We start from the raw sequence: 18,416 nt of genomic DNA on the forward strand, positions 1-18,416 counted from the left end.
GGATTATCAATTATAAATAATTGAAAAACTTTATTATGTATAAAAAATAGTGTACAATCTTTAATAATATTAATAAATAGGGAAGAAAATGTCAACTGAATTAATTTTAGCCTCTGTTATATTTGTAGCCATTGGCCTGATTCTTGTGTCTGTCTTTGCATTATCAAAATTTGTAGGACCAAATAACGAGAAATCAAAAATCAAAAATACTGTTTACGAAAGTGGTGTTTCAAATCCAGTGGGAACAACAAATATAAGATTCTCAGTTAAATTTTATTTAGTTGCAATATCATTCTTACTATTTGATGTGGAAATTATTTTTATGTTTCCTTGGGCAATAAATATTTTAGAATTAGGTTATGCTGGATTATTTAAAATGTTTATTTTTATGGGATTATTATTTGCAGGTTTAATTTATATCTACAAGAAAAAGGCATTATCATGGGATTAGGAGTTGAATCTAAATTTGGCGATTCTATCGTTACTACTAGACTTGATCACGCAGTAAACTGGGGAAGATCTTATTCTTTATGGCCAATGGTTTTTGGAACTGCGTGTTGTGGTATTGAATTTATGAGTGTTGCAGGGGCTAAATATGACCTTTCAAGATTTGGAGCAGAAGTTGTAAGATTTTCTCCAAGGCAAGCAGATTTACTTATAGTTGCAGGAACTATCTCATATAAACAAGCACCAATTTTACAAAAAATATATGAGCAGATGTGTGAACCTAAATGGGTTATTTCAATGGGTGCATGTGCTTGTTCTGGTGGTTTTTATGACAACTATACAACTTTACAAGGAATAGATCAAATTATTCCTGTTGATGAGTATATTGCAGGTTGCCCTCCACGTCCTGAAGCTGTTCTTGATGCAATTATGAGAATTCAAGAAAAAGCTCAAAGTGATTCAGTTATAAAAGACCGAGTTAAAGAATATAAAGGAATTTTAGATGCTTAAATGTGATATGTTAATTGAAGCTAATGATATTAAGTCTACAATTTCTAAATTAAAGAATGAAGATAATTATTCAATTCTTCTAGATATTACAGTTATTGATTATTTAAAATTTCCTGATATTACACCTAGTCGTTTTGCTGTTGTTTATATTTTAAGAGATAAAAGTTTTAAAAACCAAATCTCTGTGAAATCATTTATTGATGATAATGCTTTAGAAGTTGAAACAATTAGTGATATCTATAGTGCGGCAAATTGGGCTGAGAGAGAAGCTTATGATCAATATGGTATTAAATTTAAAGGTCATCCAAATTTAAAAAGAGTTTTAAATCATCATCAATTTGTAGGACATCCCTTAAGAAAAGATTATGAAATTACAAAGGGTCAAATTTGTACACAAACTGAAGATTTAATGGATGAAATGAATCCCTTATTAACTTCAAAGGGTTATACACCTGAAGATATCAATGACTTAATGCTATTAAATGTAGGACCCTCACATCCAGCATCACATGGAACAATTAGAAACTTTGTTGCAATGGAAGGTGAAACAATCACAGCTTGTGTAACTGAGATTGGATATTTACATAGAGGATTTGAAAAATCTTGTGAAAATCATACATATTCACAAATTATTCCATATACAGATAGATTAAACTACTGTAGTGCTATTTTAAATAATATTGGTTATTCAAAAGCTGTTGAAGAGATGTTGAAAATTGATATTACAGCTCGAGCTAAGATGATTAGAGTAATTATTGGTGAATTAAGTAGAATCATAGATCACCTTGTTTGTAATGCTGCAAATATGGTTGACCTTGGTGGACTTACGAATTTCTGGTATTTATTTGCCCCAAGAGATAAAGCTTATGATTTATTATCAAAATTAACGGGTGCAAGACTTACTAATACTTATACAAGAATTGGTGGGTTAGAGTTTGATTTATATGATGGATTTTCTGAAGATTTAGCAGCAGTTTTAAAAGATACAGAAGTAGCTATTGATGATGCTTTATCACTAATAGCTCATAACAAAATATTCCATGATAGAACCCAGGATGTTGGTGTTATAAAATCTGATTTTGCAATTGATCATGGAATTTCAGGACCAAATTTAAGAGCAACTGGTGTTGCCCATGATTTGAGAAAAGACAAACCTTATTATGGTTATGAAAATTTTGATTTTGATATTGTAATTGGAAGTCATGGTGATGTTTACGACAGAATGATGTGTAGATTTGAAGAGATGAGACAATCAATTAGAATTATTAGACAAGCAATGAAAGAGCTTCCAGATGGACCTATAAATATAAATGCTCCTGGAATTTTACTTCCAAGTAAAAAAGATGTTTATGGAAATATTGAAGGTTTAATGAATCAATTTAAACTTACATTTGAAGGTATAAAAGTACCAAAAGGTGAATATTACTCTTCAACTGAAGGTGGAAATGGGGAATTAGGATTCTTTATCGTAAGCGATGGAAATGGTCGCCCTTATAAAGTAAAATGTAGACCTCCTTGTTTTTATTCACTAGGAGCTTATGCAAAAATTGTTGAAGGTGGAATGCTAGCTGATGCAGTTGTTACAATGGCTAGTATGAATTTTATTGCAGGGGAGTTTGATAGATAATGAGTAGTTTTAAATTTACACCTGAGAATGAAATTAAATTTCAAGAATATGTAAGTAGATATCCTGTTATTGATTCTGTTATGTTACCGGCACTTTGGTTAGTTCAAGAACAAGAAGCGTGGGTAAGTCCAGAGGCTATGATTTATGTAGCAGATAAATTAGGAAAAACACCAATTCAAGTATATGAAGTAGCAACTTTTTATACGATGTTCAACTTAAAACCAATTGGAAAACATCATATTGAACTTTGTAAAACTCTTTCTTGTATGTTATGTGGTTCAAAAGATATTAAAAATCATATAAAACAAACTATAGGAATAGAACCTGGGCAAACAAGTGAAGATGGATTATTTCATTTAAGTGAAGTTGAGTGTTTAGGAGCATGTGGTGGAGCACCAATGTTTGCTTTAGATGGTCAATATCATGAAAAATTAACTAAACAAAGAGTTGATGAGTTAATTGCGGAGTGTAAAAAATGATAACAAAAATAGTAAGTCAAAATTTTGATATTCCAGATTCTCATAAACTTGAAGTTGCCCTTGTAAACGGAAGATACTCTTCAATTGATAAACTTTTTTCAATGGAACCAGATGCAGTAACAGCAGAAGTTACAGCATCTGGATTAAGAGGAAAAGGTGGAGGAGGAGCAGCTTGTGGACCAAAATGGGAATTAATGCCTAAAAATGACCCAAGACCTGCTTACTTAATAGTAAATGGTGATGAATCAGAACCAGGAACTTTTAAAGATAGACAAATATTTCAATATGATCCACATCTTTTAATAGAAGGAATTATTTGCACTTGTTATGCAATAAATGCTCACCATGCATATATTTATATAAGAGGTGAATATAAATTTTTCTCAGATAGAGTAAATGAAGCGATAAAAGAAGCCTACGAAGCAGGTATAATTGGTGATAGAATCATGAACAAATATGATTTTAAATTAGACATCACGGTTCATAGAGGTGGTGGTGCTTATATTTGTGGGGAAAAATCAGCACTAATTGAATCACTTGAAGGTAAACGTGGACATCCAAGACTTAAACCACATGGAAAAGAGTGTGAATGGTTCTTTGATAATCCAGCAACTGTAAATAACGTTGAAACAATAGCATCTGTTCCAAATATTGTAGAAAATGGTGCGCAAGGGTATACAAAATATGGTACACCTAAATCACCTGGAACAATGTTATTTGCAATTTCAGGACCTGTAAAAAATCCAGGTGTTTATGAAATGGCATATGGGAATAAAATGATTGATTTTCTAAACATTCTAGGTGGTGGAATGATTGAAGGAAAAAAATTAAAAGCAATTATTCCAGGAGGTTCATCTTGTCCTATCTTAACTGCTGAGGAAGTGGAGAAGGCAGTATTAGATTATGAATCTATGTGGGATATTGGTTCAACTTTAGGTACAGGAGGAATGATAGTTATTGATGAAGATACATCTATGGTTGATGTAGCTAAAAATCTAATTGAATTTTATCACCACGAGTCATGTGGACAGTGTACACCTTGTAGAGAGGGTACAGGATGGATTGATAAGATTTTAGGAAAAATCTTAAGTGGTGATGGTTCAAGTGAAGATTTAAATACAATACTTGATGTGTGTAGCACAATGAATGGTAAAACAATCTGTGTATTTGCACCAGCGGTAAAAGATATTATCGAAAGTATTGTAAGAAAATTCCCACAAGAATTTAATACATATTTTAAAAACTAAAATTTAATTTAATAAACAGGAGAAATTTATGGCTAAAAGCACAATGACATTAACTGATAACAGAAATGGCAAATCATATGAATATAATATTATTGATGGTACAAGAGGACCAAGTGTTGTAGATATTTCTACATTTTACAAAGATTCAGGTATGTTTACTTATGACCCAGGTTATACTTCAACTGCATCTTGTGAATCAAAAATCACATTTATTGATGGTGAAAACTCAGAGTTAAGATACAGAGGATATGATATAGCAGATCTTGCTGGTAAACACTCTTTCTTAGATGTTTCTTATTTACTAATGAGAGGTAAACTTCCAACTGAGCAAGCTTCTAAAAACTTTGATTTAGAAATCAGACATAGATCTTTCTTAAACGAAGGTATTATTAGATTATTTGATGCATTACCAGATGGCGCTCACCCAATGGCAACAATGGGAGCTGCAACTATGGCTTTATCAGCATTTTACAAAGATCACTTACATTTAGAAGATGAAGAAGAATTCAAAATGATGAGAAGAAGAATCTTAGCTAAAATGCCAGTAATTGCTGCAATGGCTTATCGAAATTCTATTGGTACTCCACTAATTTATCCAGATGTAAATAAATACTTCACTGAAAACTTCCTATATATGTTAAGAGCATACCCAGGTGGAAAAATGAAATATTTAGGTGATGGAGTAAATGACGAAATCAAACAAGTTGAAATTGATGCACTTGATGCAATTTTAACTTTACATGCTGATCATGAGCAAAATGCATCTACTACAACTGTAAGAAATGTTGGTTCAACTGAAGCTCACCCTTATGTTGCTATTGCTTCTGGTATTTCTGCATTATGGGGATCTGCTCACGGTGGAGCTAATGAAAAAGTAATGGATCAATTAAGATTAATTGGTGATGTTAAAAATGTACCAACTTATATTGCTAAAGCAAAAGATAGAAATGACCCATTCAGATTAATGGGATTCGGACACAGAGTTTATAAAAATAGAGATCCAAGAGCTGAAACTTTAAAAGGATTACAAGATAAATTAAGAGAAGAGTTAAAACTTGATTCTAAATTACTTGATATTGCAGCTGCTGTTGAAAAAGCTGCATTAAGTGATGATTACTTTAAAGAAAGAGGTTTATATCCAAATATTGATTTCTATTCAGGTGTTATCTTAACTGCACTTAGAATTCCAACTGCAATGTTTACTCCAATCTTTGTTATTGGTAGAACTCCAGGATGGTTAGCACAATGGTCTGAATTAAAACAAGATCCAAAACATAAAATTGCAAGACCAAGACAATTATACACAGGTAACTAAGAAAAAATATAACTTAAGGCAAGGATGATATATGAGTGAAATTGTAGACATTACAATCAATGGAGCACAAATGCAAGCTGCAAAAGGCAGCTTGTTAATTGATAAATTATTGGATGAAAATATACATATTCCTCATTTTTGTTATCATCAAGCCCTAGGAAAAGATGGAAACTGTAGAATGTGTATGGTGGAAATCGAAGGTCAAAAAAGACCACAAATTGCATGTGATACACCTGTAAAAGCTGGAATGATTGTAAGAACTCAAGGTGAGAATATCGAAAAAGTAAGAAGAGATATTCTTGAACTTGAACTTATAAATCATCCAATTGACTGCCCTACTTGTGATCAAGCAGGAGAGTGTAAACTTCAAGATTATTATATGGAATCAGGATTTTATGATTCAAGGGTAAATGTAGATGCAAAAGTTCATGCAAGAAAAAGAGTTGACTTGGGCTCAAATGTAATGCTTGATCAAGAAAGATGTGTACTTTGTACTAGATGTGTAAGATTTTGTTCTCAAATAACAAAAACAAATGAGCTAGGAGTTATTAGCAGAGCTGATCACTCGGTTATTGGAACTTTTCCAGGAAAGCCACTTGATAATCCATACGCTATGAATGTTATTGATATTTGTCCTGTTGGAGCATTAACAAATAAAGATTTTAGATTTAAACAAAGAGTTTGGTTTTTAGAGACTTTTGATGCCATTTGTAATGGTTGTTCAAAAGGATGTAGTATTTATGTTGACCATAGAAAAGAAAAATATAAAGATGATCAAATTTTCAGATTTAGACCAAGAGTAAATAAAAATGTTAATGGACATTTTATTTGTGATGAAGGAAGACTTTCTTATACAAAGGAAGCTAATAATAGATTTGAAACACCATTAGTTAATAAAAATGAAACTAATATTGATAATACTATTACTAATATGTTTAAAGAACTAACAACAAATAAAAATATCTTATTCGTATTAAGTGCAAATCTTTCAATAGAAGAAATGCAGAATGTAAAAAATTTAGCATCAAAATTAAATGTTGATGTGTCTGGATATTCTCCTGATACAATTGATGAAAACTTTGCTGATGATTATTTAAAAACAAATGATCGAACTGCAAATAGAGCAGCATTTAAAGACCTACAAATTGATGAATCAAAAGAGTATTTTGATGAAAAATTAAATAAATCATCATTAGTAATAATAGTTGAAAATAGCTATTTTGAAAATAACTCGAATTTATTAGAAAATAAAAAAGTAATCTCTTTATTTTCTCACCATTGTATGACAATTGGATATTCAAATATAGCAATTCCAGTTGCTTCTTTTTATGAAAAATCAGGAACTTACATAAATATAAATGGAATAAAGCAAAAAGTTATTTCAAAAATGAATAAAAATAATCCTATGCAATCTATAACAACTGTTATTGAACATCTAAAATCAATGATTGAAAAAGGAACTGTATGAGTATTGAATCAATAATTATCATTGTAATAAATATTTTTCTTGCAATTATCCTAGCTGTGGGTATGACCCCTGTTTTTGTTTGGTGGGAAAGAAGAGTATCTGGATTTATGCAAGATAGAACTGGACCTAATAGATGTAATATCGGCCCATTTAGATTAGGTGGTTTAATCCAAAGTTTTGCAGATATGTTAAAACTTGTATTTAAAGAAGATTTTACTCCCTCACATATTAAATATAAATTTTTCTTTACAGTAGCTCCAATTATAGTATTCTTTTGTTCATTTTTAACTTTTGCTGTTATTCCTTTTGCTGATGTTTTAGTTATAGATGGAAAAGAAAATATAATGCAAGCAATTCCTAGTGAATTAGGAATTATGTGGTTTATTGCATTTGCAGGATTATCTGTTTATGGAATCATCTTAGGTGGTTATTCATCAGGAAGTAAATATGGACTTTTAGGTTCAATTAGAGCATCAGCTCAAGTTATCTCTTATGAAGCGGCAATGGGATTAGCTATTATCTCTATGATTTTATCTTATGGTTCTATTCATTTAACTGATATGGTAAATGCACAAGCAGGAACTTACTTAGGTGTAATTCCTATGTGGGGAATATTTATACAACCACTTGCTGCTATTATCTTTATAGTTTGTGCCTTTGCTGAAACAAATAGAGCTCCATTTGACTTAGCAGAAGGAGAATCAGAGTTAGTTGCTGGTTATCATACAGAATATAGTGCAATGAAATTTGGTCTTTTTCAAGTAGGTGAATATGCAGCAATGAGTGCATCAAGTGCAATTATAGTTACACTATTTTTTGGTGGTTATCAAATTCCTTGGCTTGATACAAGTACAATCCAAAGTAATATAAACTATGTAATTATGGGAATTATAATTATTCTTCCAATAAAAGCATATATTCTTACAACATGGATGAAAAAAAACAATAAATCAAAAAATGCAGATACATCAAGAGATAAAGAAACAAAAATATTGACATTTGCATTTTGGGGTTTAAGTTTATTTATTATGGCTATTTTAGTTCTATTCCTAATTACAGGACTTGGAACAAATGGAATTAATATTGTAACAACAGTAATTCAAGTTGGAACTTTTTTAATTAAATTCTTTATGATGGCATTTGTTTTTATCTGGATTAGATGGACTGTTTTAAGATTTAGATATGATCAATTACAGATGTTAGGCTGGAAAGTGCTTATTCCATTAGCTCTTCTAAATATCGTTGTAACTGCAATTGTAATAGTAGTGGGGAATAATTAATATGGGAATAAAAGTAGTACCAAGATACGGTAAATCATTCAAAGACAAATTATATCTTCCTGCAATTGCAGGGGGGATGAAAACAACTTTTAAACATTTCATGAAAAACTTAAAAGATGTAAATAATCTAAAAACAATGCAATATCCAGAAGTTCAGCCAGATGATTTGAATGAAAGATATAGAGGTGTCCATAGACTTACAAAACATGAAGATCAAAGTGAAAAGTGTGTTGCTTGTTTTATGTGCGCAACTGCTTGTCCTGCTGATTGTATTTTTATCGAAGCAGAAGAAAGATTTGATGGTGTTGATGAAAAAAGACCAAAAGAGTTTAAAATAGATTTATTAGAGTGTGTATTCTGTGGATATTGTGTTGAAGCATGTCCTTGCGATGCAATTCGAATGGATACTGGAATTTTTTCATTTACATCTAGTAAAAGAGAAGATTTTGTATTAGATAAAAAAGCTTTAATGGCAAATGAAAGATCAAAGGATTTAGATAATGGCTGATTTAATTTTTATTGCACTTGCATTTTTAGCTATAAGTGGAGCTATTGCTATGATTGTATATGCAAATCCAATGTATAGCGCTTTGGGTGTTTTAATTTCTATGCTAAGTGTTGCTGGAATGTTTGCACTTTTAAATGCAACATTTTTATTCCTAGTTCAAATCATTGTTTACGCAGGGGCTATTATGACTTTGATTCTTTTTATTTTAATGTTCTTAAATATAAAAGAAGAAGATTTACCAAAAGAGCCTAATAAATTTAAATTAATTGCTGTAGGTGCAGTAATTATGATACCTTTAAATGTTTTAATACTAAAAGCTGTATCAAAACTTCCTGCAAAAGATTTAACTATTTCTAACACTGATTTTGGTGATATTAAACCTATTGGACTTGAACTTTATAATAACTGGATTATTGCTTTTGAGTTAATTTCAATTTTACTTCTAATTGCACTTATTGGTTCAGTTGTTCTTGCTAAAAAAAGAAAGTCTAAAATCAATAACAAAGGAGAGCAACTATGATTTCATTAACAGCTTATGCTTTTGTATCAATGATGTTATTTTCAATCGGTGCCATTGGAGTTATTGCTAGAAGAAATATCTTTGTTATTTATATGTCAATAGAGATGATGTTAAATGGAATAAATCTATTTTTAGTAACATTTGCTAGATATCATTTTAATATGGATCCTCAAGTTATTACCATTATGGTTATTTCAATTGCTGCTGCTGAAGCTGCAATATTCTTATCAGTTATAATTTTACTATACAGATCAAGAAAATCTTTAGATACAGATATTTTTAATACACTTAGACAAGGAGAAAAATAATGAATACATCACTATTAGTATGGATTATTTTAGCTCCATTACTTGGTGCTATTATGAATGGTTTATTATATTTTTACCATATCAAAAAAGAAAAAGTATCTGATATTTATTTTTCATTAATGGGAACAATAACTCCTTTTATTTCATTTATAATTACTCTTTATTTATTTTTAAGAATGAATGATGAGAATATAATTTTTAAACAACAACTTTTTACATGGTTAAATGTTGATAAACTAAATATAGAAATGGCATTTTTAGGTGACAATCTTTCTATATTTATGTCAATGTTTGTAACATTTGTTGGTTGGTTAATTCATATTTATGCAATTGGATATATGAAAGGTGATAATGGGTTTGGTAAGTTTTTTGCTTATTTCAATCTATTCTTAGCTTCTATGTTAATTTTAGTTTTAGCTGATAATCCAATAATTTTATTCATTGGTTGGGAAGGGGTTGGAGTTTGTTCATACCTTTTAATTAAATTCTATTATGGAAATAAAGAGAATGTATTAGCTGCAAATAAAGCATTTATTGTTAATAGAGTTGGAGACTTTGGGTTTTTACTTGGAGTTGTAACACTATTTTTTGCATTAGGAGAAGTTGATTTATCATTTGCTTCTATTGAAGCAAATTTAGGAAATGCATCTAGTGAGTTATTAGTATTATCTGGTATTTTACTTTTCATTGGAGCAATGGGAAAATCAGCACAAGTACCTTTATATGTATGGCTTCCTGATGCAATGGCAGGACCTACTCCAATTTCAGCATTAATTCATGCAGCAACGATGGTAACAGCTGGGGTTTATATGGTTGCTAGATTTCACTTTTTATATGCTGGAATCGAAGAAATTGGCTTATTCATAGCTTATATTGGTGCATTTTCAGCCCTATTTGCAGCTATTATAGCAACACGTCAAACTGATATTAAAAAGATTCTTGCATATTCTACAATGAGTCAATTAGGTTATATGTTTATTGCTGTGGGACTTGGTTTTTATTCAACTGGACTTTTCCATGTATTTACTCATGCTTTCTTTAAAGCTATGTTATTCATGGCAGCAGGTGGTGTAATTATGGCACTTCACCATGAGCAAAATATCTTTAAAATCGCACAACACAGAGCATCTTTACCTATTATTGCAACAACATTTTTAATAGGTGTAATTGCAATTTCTGGAATTCCTCCATTTTCTGGATTCTTTTCAAAGGATGCAATTTTAGCAGCTGCATTTCAAGAAGGTCAATATTTAATTTGGGGAATTGCAATGTTTACAGCATTCTTGACAGCATTTTATATGTTTAGAATGTATTTTATTGTTTTTGTTGCACCAAATCACCATGATGAAGAGTATGTATATACATCAAAAACAATAACTATTCCTTTATTAATTTTAGCTATTGGTGCTATAGCAGCAGGTTTCTTAAATCTTCCAGCTATATTTGGTGGAAATCATTTTGTAGATACATGGTTAGCGCAACTACACTCAAAACATATTCATATGGATCATACAACTGAATATGTATTAATGGCATTATCAATTATTGTTGCAGCTACTGGAATTATGACAGCATATGCAAAATATGCAAAATTTGATGTTACAAAACCTGAATTAGAAACTGGAATAATTGGAAATAAATTTTATATTGATGAAATTTACAATTTCTTATTTGTTCAATCAAGTAAAAAAATATCAACTTTTATTGATAAAGTAGTTGATGAAAAAATTATTGATGCATTTATTATGAATTCATCTATTGGTTTTGTAAATATTGGTAAACGAGTTGCCATGATACAAAATGCAAATGTTAGATTTTATGCAGCCTTTATGCTTATTGGTATGACGTGCATATTTATCTATTTATATATCACATTAGGATTGTAGTATGAGTTCAGATATACTTTCGTTTATTATATTTTTACCTGCTGTTGTTGCATTTGGATTAATGATTACAACAAAAGATGTAAATACAATTAGAAATATAGCTTTTTTAACTACTACTGTTATTCTAGCTTTGGTGTTAAAAATTTATATAGAATTTGTTCCAAGTGCAGGAATGCAATTTGTTACAAATGTACCATGGATTGAGACTTATGGTATTAATTATTATGTTGGATTAGATGGTTTTTCACTAACTATTTTATTAATGATTGCTATATTAATTCCTACTTCTTATTTATTATTATGGGAAGGAAAAACTAAAGGATATTGGATAAATATGCTTCTAGTTCAAACTGGAGTTACAGGAACTTTATTATCTTTAGATGTAATTCTTTTCTACTTCTTTTGGGAAGTTATGCTTTTACCTGTATTTTTATTAATTGGACAATATGGGTTTGGGGACAAGGTATTTACAACTATTAAAGTAACTGTGTATACAATGCTTGGTTCACTATTGATGTTTATCGCAATTTTATATTTAGGAGTTGCATATCATAATGAATTCGGAGTTTGGTCTTTTGCTTATGATAAATTAATGCATATTACAACTATAAGCTATGATACAAGAGTTTGGTTATTCCTAGCATTTCTTACAGCCTTTGCTATTAAAATTCCTATTTTTCCACTTCATACTTGGATTATGGATACATATAAAAATGCACCAACTGGAGCTGTTTTCTTACTATCATCTATAATGGCAAAACTAGGAGTTTATGCAATTGTTAGATTTATGATTCCAATTTTTCCAGAAATTTATGTAGAGTTTTCTATGTGGTTTGTTGCAATTGGATTATTTGGTTTAGTTTACTTTGGAATTGCAGCACTTATGCAAGATGATATTAAAAGAATGTTTGCTTACTCATCTGCATCACATTTAAGTTTTATCTCTGCTGGTATTTTTTCATTAAACTCTTATGGTGTAAATGGAGCATTATATTTAATTATTGCTCATGCAATTGCAACTGGAGCATTATTTTTATTAGTTGGTTTAATGCAAGAGCAAACAGGATTTAAAACAATAAAAGATTTAGGTGGAATTGCTAAAAAAGCTCCTATTTTTACATTTGTTTTTGCTGTTATGTTATTCGCAAATGTGGGACTTCCAGGAACAAATGGATTTGTATCTGAACTTTTAATTATATTTGGTATTTATGAATTTAATCATACATTAGGATATATTGGAGCACTTACAGTTATTATTGGTGCTGCTTATATGTTATGGATGTTCCAAAGAGCAATTTTACAAGACAGACCTGAAGGTGCTGTTGAGTTAAAAATGAGAGATTTAAAAATTAAAGAAATCATTGGTTTAATTCCTTGGATTATTTTAGTATTTCTAATGGGTTTATATCCTGAAATATTTATTAATAAATTTGAACCAACAGTTACTCATTATTTAAATGATATTTTACAAATTGGAGCCACAAAATGAGTCAATTTTTATATTTAATTCCTGCACTTACAATTTTAATAGGTGCCCTTGTACTTATGTTTATGAGTATGTATGAAAGATTTTCTGTTAAAAATTTCATTGTTGTATCTTCATTTTTTTTAGTAATTGCTTTAGGATTTACATTAAGTGATATTGGAAATTCATTCTCAGTTCAACCCTTTCCAAATTTTTTAAATAATGTTTTAACATTTGATTCTTTTTCAAATTTTTTCAATATTTTATTAATTACTGGTACATTACTTACTTTATTAATTGGAGAGCATTACTTCCAACACAGATCATATTTTAAAGGTGAGTTTTTCTCAATTTTATTATTTGCATTATTTGGAATGATGATTTTAGCCCATGCAAATGAATTAGTAACAGCTTATATTGCGCTTGAAATTGCATCTTTTTCTGTTTATATAATGGTTGGATATAATAGTGAAGACTCTAAAAGAATTGAAGCAATATTTAAATATCTAGTTTTAGGTTCGTTTATTGGAGCATTTTATCTTTTAGGTGTTGTTTTAGTTTATGGAGCAACACAAACAACGAACTTGGCTGAAATATCTACATTTATAAGTACTGCAAGTGCTGATGATATGATTTTAGTTTATATTGGATTGACGCTAATATTATTTACATTTTTATTCAAAATTGCTGCATTTCCATTCCAATCTTGGGTACTTGATGTTTATAGAGGTGCGCCAATGGTTATAACTTCTTATATGGCATCTACATTTAAAATTGCTATATTTTCATTCTTCTTAAGAGCAATACTTGAACATCTTGCGCCAATTATTGATTTTTGGGATAGTATAATTGCTGTAATTACCGTACTAACTTTAATTATTGGAACATGGTTAGCAATCACACAACAAGTAATTAAAAAAATGTTGGCAGCATCTTCAATAGTTCATACAGGTTATTTATTATTAGCATTTATAGCTCTTGGATATAAAGATGGTCAGTTAATTAATATTGATTCTGCATATGCAACTATGTTTTATTTAATTGCTTATTTATTATCTGCTCTTGGAGCATTTGGACTTGCATCTCATATTATTTCAGAAACAAATGTTAGAGTTACATATGATGATTTTAAAGGTCTAGCAAAAGAGAGACCATTTTTAGCAGCAATGATGACAATATTCTTGTTTTCACTAGCTGGAATTCCATCAACAATTGGATTTATAGGGAAATTTTACGTATTTACAGAAGCTATAAATGCTGGATATACAATTCTTACAGTAATTGCTATTTTTGCAACAATTGTTTCTGTTTATTATTATTTTAAGCTAATAGCAATGATGTATTTTTATCCTACAAAAGAATCTTGTGTATCAAAAGGATTTAATGATAAAAGAGTTTCAACTTATGCAATTGCTTTTGTTGCAATCTTGACTGTTTTAGGTGGTATTGGTTCGGCTATTGTATTTTTTATACCTGCTATGAATATTGATGCAATAATTAATTTAACACAAGTAGCAGTTCAGTCTTTATTTATAAAATAGAATGTGTTAATAAGTAACATTTCTATTCTTCTTTTTTAAATTCTAAAAAATACAATTATATCTAATAAAACCCCTATTAAAGGGGTTTTGGAACTTAATTAAATCAACTTTTTCTACATTTTTTTCTTAATAAAATAAACATTATTGAAGTACTTTTAAGCTATTATTACGCTATTATTCAAAAAAATCTAAATCGCAGAAAGGATAGCAAATGAGTGACCTAATAGAAGGTTATTTAGGGAAAACGGAAGAAGGAAGAAAGAGTAGATTACCTGCAAAACTTGATTTTATGCAAAGTTTTACTGGTGGATTCTTAGCTTTATTTATGTGGGCACATATGTTATTAGTATCATCGATATTAATTTCAAAAGATTTTATGTACACTGTTACAAAACTTCTAGAAGGAAGTTTTATATTTGAAGGTGGAAATCCAATTTTAGTTACAATAGCTGCTGCTATTATATTTACTGTATTTATCGTACATGCTGCACTTGGAATGAGAAAGTTACCAAGTAACTTTAAGCAATATCAAGTTATGAAAGCACACTCTAAGAGTATGAATCATGATGACACAAAACTTTGGTTTATTCAAGCATTTACAGGTTTTGCTATGTTCTTCTTAGGTTCTGTACATTTATATATCATTATGACTAACTCAGCTGACATTGGTCCTTATGAAAGTGCTGATAGAATCTGGTCTGAATGGATGTGGCCTTTATACATATTCTTATTATTAGCTGTTGAATTCCATGGAACAATTGGTCTTTATAGACTTTGTGTTAAATGGGGATGGTTTGATGGAGAAAATCCAAAAGCAACTAGAAAAGCACTTAAAAAAATTAAATGGGCACTTACTGTATTTTTCTTAGTATTAGGTTTTGCATCACTTGCTGCTTATATGAAAATTGGTATGGAAAATGCTTCAAAAGGAACAGTTGGTCAAAAATATACTCCAACTGCTAAAGTAATGGAATTTAATATTACAAATAAAAGTGTTGGAGGAATTGCATAATGAAAATTAATTACTGTGATGCGTTAGTTATTGGTGGTGGATTAGCAGGTTTAAGAGCTGCTGTTGCTGCACAAAAAAAAGGTTTAAGTACAATCGTTTTATCTTTAGTTCCAGTTAAAAGATCACACTCGGCAGCTGCTCAAGGTGGAATGCAAGCATCTTTAGGTAACTCTAAAATGTCTGATGGTGATAATGAAGATTTACACTTTGCAGATACTGTAAAAGGTTCTGACTGGGGATGTGATCAAGTTGTTGCAAGAATGTTTGTTCACACTGCACCAAAAGCTATTAGAGAATTAGCATCTTGGGGTGTTCCTTGGTCTAGAGTTAAAGAAGGATCAAGAGAAGCTGTTATTAATGCTAAAAAAACAACTATTACTGAAGATGCAGATAGACATGGATTAATTACATCAAGAGATTTTGGTGGAACTAAAAAATGGAGAACTTGTTATACAGCAGATGCAACTGGACATACTATGTTATTTGGTGTTGCAAATGAAGCTTTAAGACACAATGTTGATATTAGAGATAGAAAAGAAGCTTTATCACTTATTCATGAAGATGGAAGATGTTATGGAGCAATCGTAAGAGATTTAATTACAGGTGAATTAGAAGCTTACGTTGCTAAAGGTACATGTATTGCAACAGGTGGATATGGAAGAGTATTTAAACAAACTACAAATGCTGTTATTTGTGAAGGTATCGGAGCTGCTATTGCTCTTGAAACTGGAATTGCAACTTTAGGAAACATGGAAGCTGTTCAATTTCACCCAACACCAATCGTACCATCAGGAATTTTATTAACTGAAGGTTGTAGAGGAGATGGTGGAATATTAAGAGACGTTGATGGTCATAGATTTATGCCAGATTACGAGCCTGAGAAAAAAGAACTTGCTTCAAGAGACGTTGTTTCTAGAAGAATGATTGAACATATCAGAAATGGTAAAGGTGTTCCTTCTCCTTATGGATTCCACGTATGGTTAGATATTTCTATTTTAGGTAGAGAGCATATTGAAAAAAACTTAAGGGACGTTCAAGAAATTTGTCAAATCTTTAATGGTATTGATCCAGCAGATGAAGGTAAAAAAGGATGGGCTCCTGTTTTACCAATGCAACATTATTCAATGGGTGGAATCAGAACTAAACCAACAGGTGAATCTCAAAACTTAAATGGTTTATTTGTTTGTGGTGAAGCTTCTTGTTGGGATATGCACGGATTTAACAGACTTGGAGGAAACTCAGTTTCTGAAACAGTTGTTGCTGGTATGATTGTTGGAAATTATTTTGCTGATTATTGTTTATCAAATGACGTAACAATTCCAACTAGAACAGTTCAAAACTTTTTAGATAAACAAGACAATTATTTAAATGATATTTTAGCTTATGAAGGTACAGAAGATATTTTCAGAATTAAAAATAGAATGCAATTATTAATGGATGAAAAAGTTGGTATCTTTAGAGATGGTATTAGATTACAAGAAGCTGTAACTGAACTTGAAGAGTTATTAAAGAAAACAAAACATATCAATGTTAAGTCTAAAGAGAGAGCTGGTAATCCAGAACTTGAAGAAGCATATAGAGTTCCAAGAATGTTAAAAATTGCACTTTGTGTTGCAAGAGGTGCATTACAAAGAACAGAATCAAGAGGTGCTCACTATAGAGAAGACTTCTTAAAAAGAGATGATGCAAACTGGTTAAATAGAACATTAACTTCTTGGCCAAATGAATCTGATACTTTACCTACAATTACTTATGAGCCATTAGATATTATGACTATGGAAATGCCTCCAGCATTTAGAGGTTATGGTGCTAAAGGTATGATTATAGAAAATGAATTATCTGAAACTAGACAATCTCAAGTTGATGAAATTACAGAAAAAATGCAAGCAGAAGGTAAAGATAGACACGAAATTCAACATGCCTTAATGCCATTTGATTTACCAATGAATTATAGAGAAAAAAATGAAAGAGCAGGAGATTTATAATGAGTATTGAAAAAGGTAGAGATATAACAATATCAGTTTTAAAATTCAACCCAAGATCTAAGGTTTCAAAACCTCATTTTGTGGATTTCCATTTAGAAGAAACTCCAGGGATGACTCTATTTATTGCTTTAATGAAAATTAGAGAAACAATGGATGCAGATTTATCTTTTGACTTCGTTTGTAGAGCTGGGATTTGTGGATCTTGTGGTATGGTTGTAAATGGTAAACCAACACTTGCTTGTAGAACTTTAATTGCTAATTATCCTACTGGGAAATTACAATTAATGCCTATGCCAGCATTTGAATTAATCAAAGACTTATCTGTAAATACAGGTAAATGGATGGATTCAATGTCAAAAAGAGTTGAGTCATGGATTCATAGTGATCATGAAGTTGACATTACTAAAATGGAAGATAGAATTGATCCAGATGTTGCAAATGAAACATTTGAATTAGACAGATGTATTGAATGTGGAATTTGTGTTGCATCTTGTGGAACAGCACTTATGAGACCTGATTTCGTAGGACCTGTTGGACTTAACAGAGTTGCTAGATTTGAAGTAGATCCTCATGATAAAAGAACTGCTGAAGATTTCTATGAATTAATCGGTGATGATAATGGAATTTTTGGTTGTATGTCTTTAATGGCATGTGAAGACCATTGTCCAAAACACTTACCATTACAAAATAAAATTGCTTACTTAAGAAGAAAATTAGTAGCATTAAGATAATTATTACGAAGGATTTTATCCTTCGTAAATAATAAATATAAAAAGTTAAGTATCATCTGATGATATTTAACTTTTTACATTTTGGGG

17 protein-coding genes are annotated in these 18,416 nt (G+C 30.4%); all 17 read left to right on the forward strand.

What is annotated here, in order from left to right; translation table 11 throughout:
* The first annotated feature begins 88 nt into the window (after positions 1–88).
* The 17 genes from ABVS04_RS12300 to ABVS04_RS12380 all read left to right on the forward strand — a co-directional run bounded on the left by ABVS04_RS12300 (position 89) and on the right by ABVS04_RS12380 (position 18,329).
* Complete coding sequence (locus tag ABVS04_RS12300) at positions 89–451, forward strand: NADH-quinone oxidoreductase subunit A (RefSeq protein ID WP_368031034.1); 363 nt, start codon at positions 89–91, stop codon at positions 449–451.
* Positions 442–957, forward strand: a complete 516-nt coding sequence (locus ABVS04_RS12305) for an NADH-quinone oxidoreductase subunit B (protein WP_368031035.1) — start codon at positions 442–444, stop codon at positions 955–957. Before ABVS04_RS12300 ends, ABVS04_RS12305 begins: the two co-directional genes overlap by 10 nt.
* Positions 950–2,584 carry an NADH-quinone oxidoreductase subunit D gene (locus ABVS04_RS12310; RefSeq protein WP_368031036.1) on the forward strand — a complete coding sequence of 545 codons (1,635 nt, stop codon included), beginning with the start codon at positions 950–952 and terminating at the stop codon, positions 2,582–2,584. Before ABVS04_RS12305 ends, ABVS04_RS12310 begins: the two co-directional genes overlap by 8 nt.
* Entirely contained in the window at positions 2,584–3,063 is a 480-nt protein-coding gene (gene nuoE, locus ABVS04_RS12315; RefSeq protein WP_368031037.1) for an NADH-quinone oxidoreductase subunit NuoE, read from the forward strand. Before ABVS04_RS12310 ends, nuoE begins: the two co-directional genes overlap by 1 nt.
* Positions 3,060–4,310, forward strand: a complete 1,251-nt coding sequence (nuoF, locus tag ABVS04_RS12320) for an NADH-quinone oxidoreductase subunit NuoF (protein WP_368031038.1) — start codon at positions 3,060–3,062, stop codon at positions 4,308–4,310. Before nuoE ends, nuoF begins: the two co-directional genes overlap by 4 nt.
* Before the next feature lie 28 nt (positions 4,311–4,338).
* Entirely contained in the window at positions 4,339–5,625 is a 1,287-nt protein-coding gene (locus ABVS04_RS12325) for a citrate synthase (RefSeq protein ID WP_368031039.1), read from the forward strand.
* A gap of 31 nt (positions 5,626–5,656) precedes the next feature.
* Positions 5,657–7,093, forward strand: coding sequence for a 2Fe-2S iron-sulfur cluster-binding protein (locus ABVS04_RS12330; RefSeq protein ID WP_368031040.1), 1,437 nt, complete (start codon positions 5,657–5,659; stop codon positions 7,091–7,093).
* Positions 7,094–7,095: 2 nt separating this feature from the next.
* Entirely contained in the window at positions 7,096–8,373 is a 1,278-nt protein-coding gene (locus ABVS04_RS12335; RefSeq protein WP_368031105.1) for an NADH-quinone oxidoreductase subunit H, read from the forward strand.
* Position 8,374: 1 nt separating this feature from the next.
* A complete protein-coding gene (locus tag ABVS04_RS12340) occupies positions 8,375–8,881 on the forward strand; it encodes an NADH-quinone oxidoreductase subunit I (protein WP_368031041.1) in 507 nt (168 codons plus the stop codon).
* Positions 8,874–9,401, forward strand: a complete 528-nt coding sequence (locus ABVS04_RS12345; RefSeq protein ID WP_368031042.1) for an NADH-quinone oxidoreductase subunit J — start codon at positions 8,874–8,876, stop codon at positions 9,399–9,401. The genes ABVS04_RS12340 and ABVS04_RS12345 overlap by 8 nt, the downstream gene beginning before the upstream one ends.
* A complete protein-coding gene (gene nuoK, locus ABVS04_RS12350; RefSeq protein ID WP_172124688.1) occupies positions 9,398–9,709 on the forward strand; it encodes an NADH-quinone oxidoreductase subunit NuoK in 312 nt (103 codons plus the stop codon). The genes ABVS04_RS12345 and nuoK overlap by 4 nt, the downstream gene beginning before the upstream one ends.
* Complete coding sequence (gene nuoL, locus ABVS04_RS12355; protein ID WP_368031043.1) at positions 9,709–11,595, forward strand: NADH-quinone oxidoreductase subunit L; 1,887 nt, start codon at positions 9,709–9,711, stop codon at positions 11,593–11,595. The genes nuoK and nuoL overlap by 1 nt, the downstream gene beginning before the upstream one ends.
* Before the next feature lies 1 nt (position 11,596).
* Complete coding sequence (locus ABVS04_RS12360) at positions 11,597–13,084, forward strand: NuoM family protein (protein WP_368031044.1); 1,488 nt, start codon at positions 11,597–11,599, stop codon at positions 13,082–13,084.
* On the forward strand, positions 13,081–14,601 hold the full coding sequence (locus ABVS04_RS12365) for an NADH-quinone oxidoreductase subunit N (RefSeq protein WP_368031045.1): 1,521 nt from the start codon (positions 13,081–13,083) through the stop codon (positions 14,599–14,601). Before ABVS04_RS12360 ends, ABVS04_RS12365 begins: the two co-directional genes overlap by 4 nt.
* Positions 14,602–14,812: 211 nt before the next feature.
* Positions 14,813–15,613: a fumarate reductase cytochrome b subunit gene (locus tag ABVS04_RS12370; protein WP_368031046.1), complete on the forward strand. Its 801-nt coding sequence runs from the start codon at positions 14,813–14,815 to the stop codon at positions 15,611–15,613.
* Positions 15,613–17,598, forward strand: coding sequence for a fumarate reductase flavoprotein subunit (locus ABVS04_RS12375; RefSeq protein WP_368031047.1), 1,986 nt, complete (start codon positions 15,613–15,615; stop codon positions 17,596–17,598). The genes ABVS04_RS12370 and ABVS04_RS12375 overlap by 1 nt, the downstream gene beginning before the upstream one ends.
* On the forward strand, positions 17,598–18,329 hold the full coding sequence (locus ABVS04_RS12380; RefSeq protein WP_368031048.1) for a fumarate reductase iron-sulfur subunit: 732 nt from the start codon (positions 17,598–17,600) through the stop codon (positions 18,327–18,329). The genes ABVS04_RS12375 and ABVS04_RS12380 overlap by 1 nt, the downstream gene beginning before the upstream one ends.
* The last annotated feature ends 87 nt before the right edge of the window (positions 18,330–18,416 follow it).

Source organism: Arcobacter sp. s6 (assembly GCF_040884245.1).
GTDB lineage: Bacteria > Campylobacterota > Campylobacteria > Campylobacterales > Arcobacteraceae > Aliarcobacter.

What these genes read in the sequence shown, in the direction of transcription:
- ABVS04_RS12300 (WP_368031034.1), top strand. Translation starts at nt 89, where the DNA reads ATGTCAACTGAATTAATTTTAGCCTCTGTTATATTTGTAGCCATTGGC.
- ABVS04_RS12305 (WP_368031035.1), top strand. Translation starts at nt 442, where the DNA reads ATGGGATTAGGAGTTGAATCTAAATTTGGCGATTCTATCGTTACTACT.
- ABVS04_RS12310 (WP_368031036.1), top strand. Translation starts at nt 950, where the DNA reads ATGCTTAAATGTGATATGTTAATTGAAGCTAATGATATTAAGTCTACA.
- nuoE (WP_368031037.1), top strand. Translation starts at nt 2,584, where the DNA reads ATGAGTAGTTTTAAATTTACACCTGAGAATGAAATTAAATTTCAAGAA.
- nuoF (WP_368031038.1), top strand. Translation starts at nt 3,060, where the DNA reads ATGATAACAAAAATAGTAAGTCAAAATTTTGATATTCCAGATTCTCAT.
- ABVS04_RS12325 (WP_368031039.1), top strand. Translation starts at nt 4,339, where the DNA reads ATGGCTAAAAGCACAATGACATTAACTGATAACAGAAATGGCAAATCA.
- ABVS04_RS12330 (WP_368031040.1), top strand. Translation starts at nt 5,657, where the DNA reads ATGAGTGAAATTGTAGACATTACAATCAATGGAGCACAAATGCAAGCT.
- ABVS04_RS12340 (WP_368031041.1), top strand. Translation starts at nt 8,375, where the DNA reads ATGGGAATAAAAGTAGTACCAAGATACGGTAAATCATTCAAAGACAAA.
- ABVS04_RS12345 (WP_368031042.1), top strand. Translation starts at nt 8,874, where the DNA reads ATGGCTGATTTAATTTTTATTGCACTTGCATTTTTAGCTATAAGTGGA.
- nuoK (WP_172124688.1), top strand. Translation starts at nt 9,398, where the DNA reads ATGATTTCATTAACAGCTTATGCTTTTGTATCAATGATGTTATTTTCA.
- nuoL (WP_368031043.1), top strand. Translation starts at nt 9,709, where the DNA reads ATGAATACATCACTATTAGTATGGATTATTTTAGCTCCATTACTTGGT.
- ABVS04_RS12360 (WP_368031044.1), top strand. Translation starts at nt 11,597, where the DNA reads ATGAGTTCAGATATACTTTCGTTTATTATATTTTTACCTGCTGTTGTT.
- ABVS04_RS12365 (WP_368031045.1), top strand. Translation starts at nt 13,081, where the DNA reads ATGAGTCAATTTTTATATTTAATTCCTGCACTTACAATTTTAATAGGT.
- ABVS04_RS12370 (WP_368031046.1), top strand. Translation starts at nt 14,813, where the DNA reads ATGAGTGACCTAATAGAAGGTTATTTAGGGAAAACGGAAGAAGGAAGA.
- ABVS04_RS12375 (WP_368031047.1), top strand. Translation starts at nt 15,613, where the DNA reads ATGAAAATTAATTACTGTGATGCGTTAGTTATTGGTGGTGGATTAGCA.
- ABVS04_RS12380 (WP_368031048.1), top strand. Translation starts at nt 17,598, where the DNA reads ATGAGTATTGAAAAAGGTAGAGATATAACAATATCAGTTTTAAAATTC.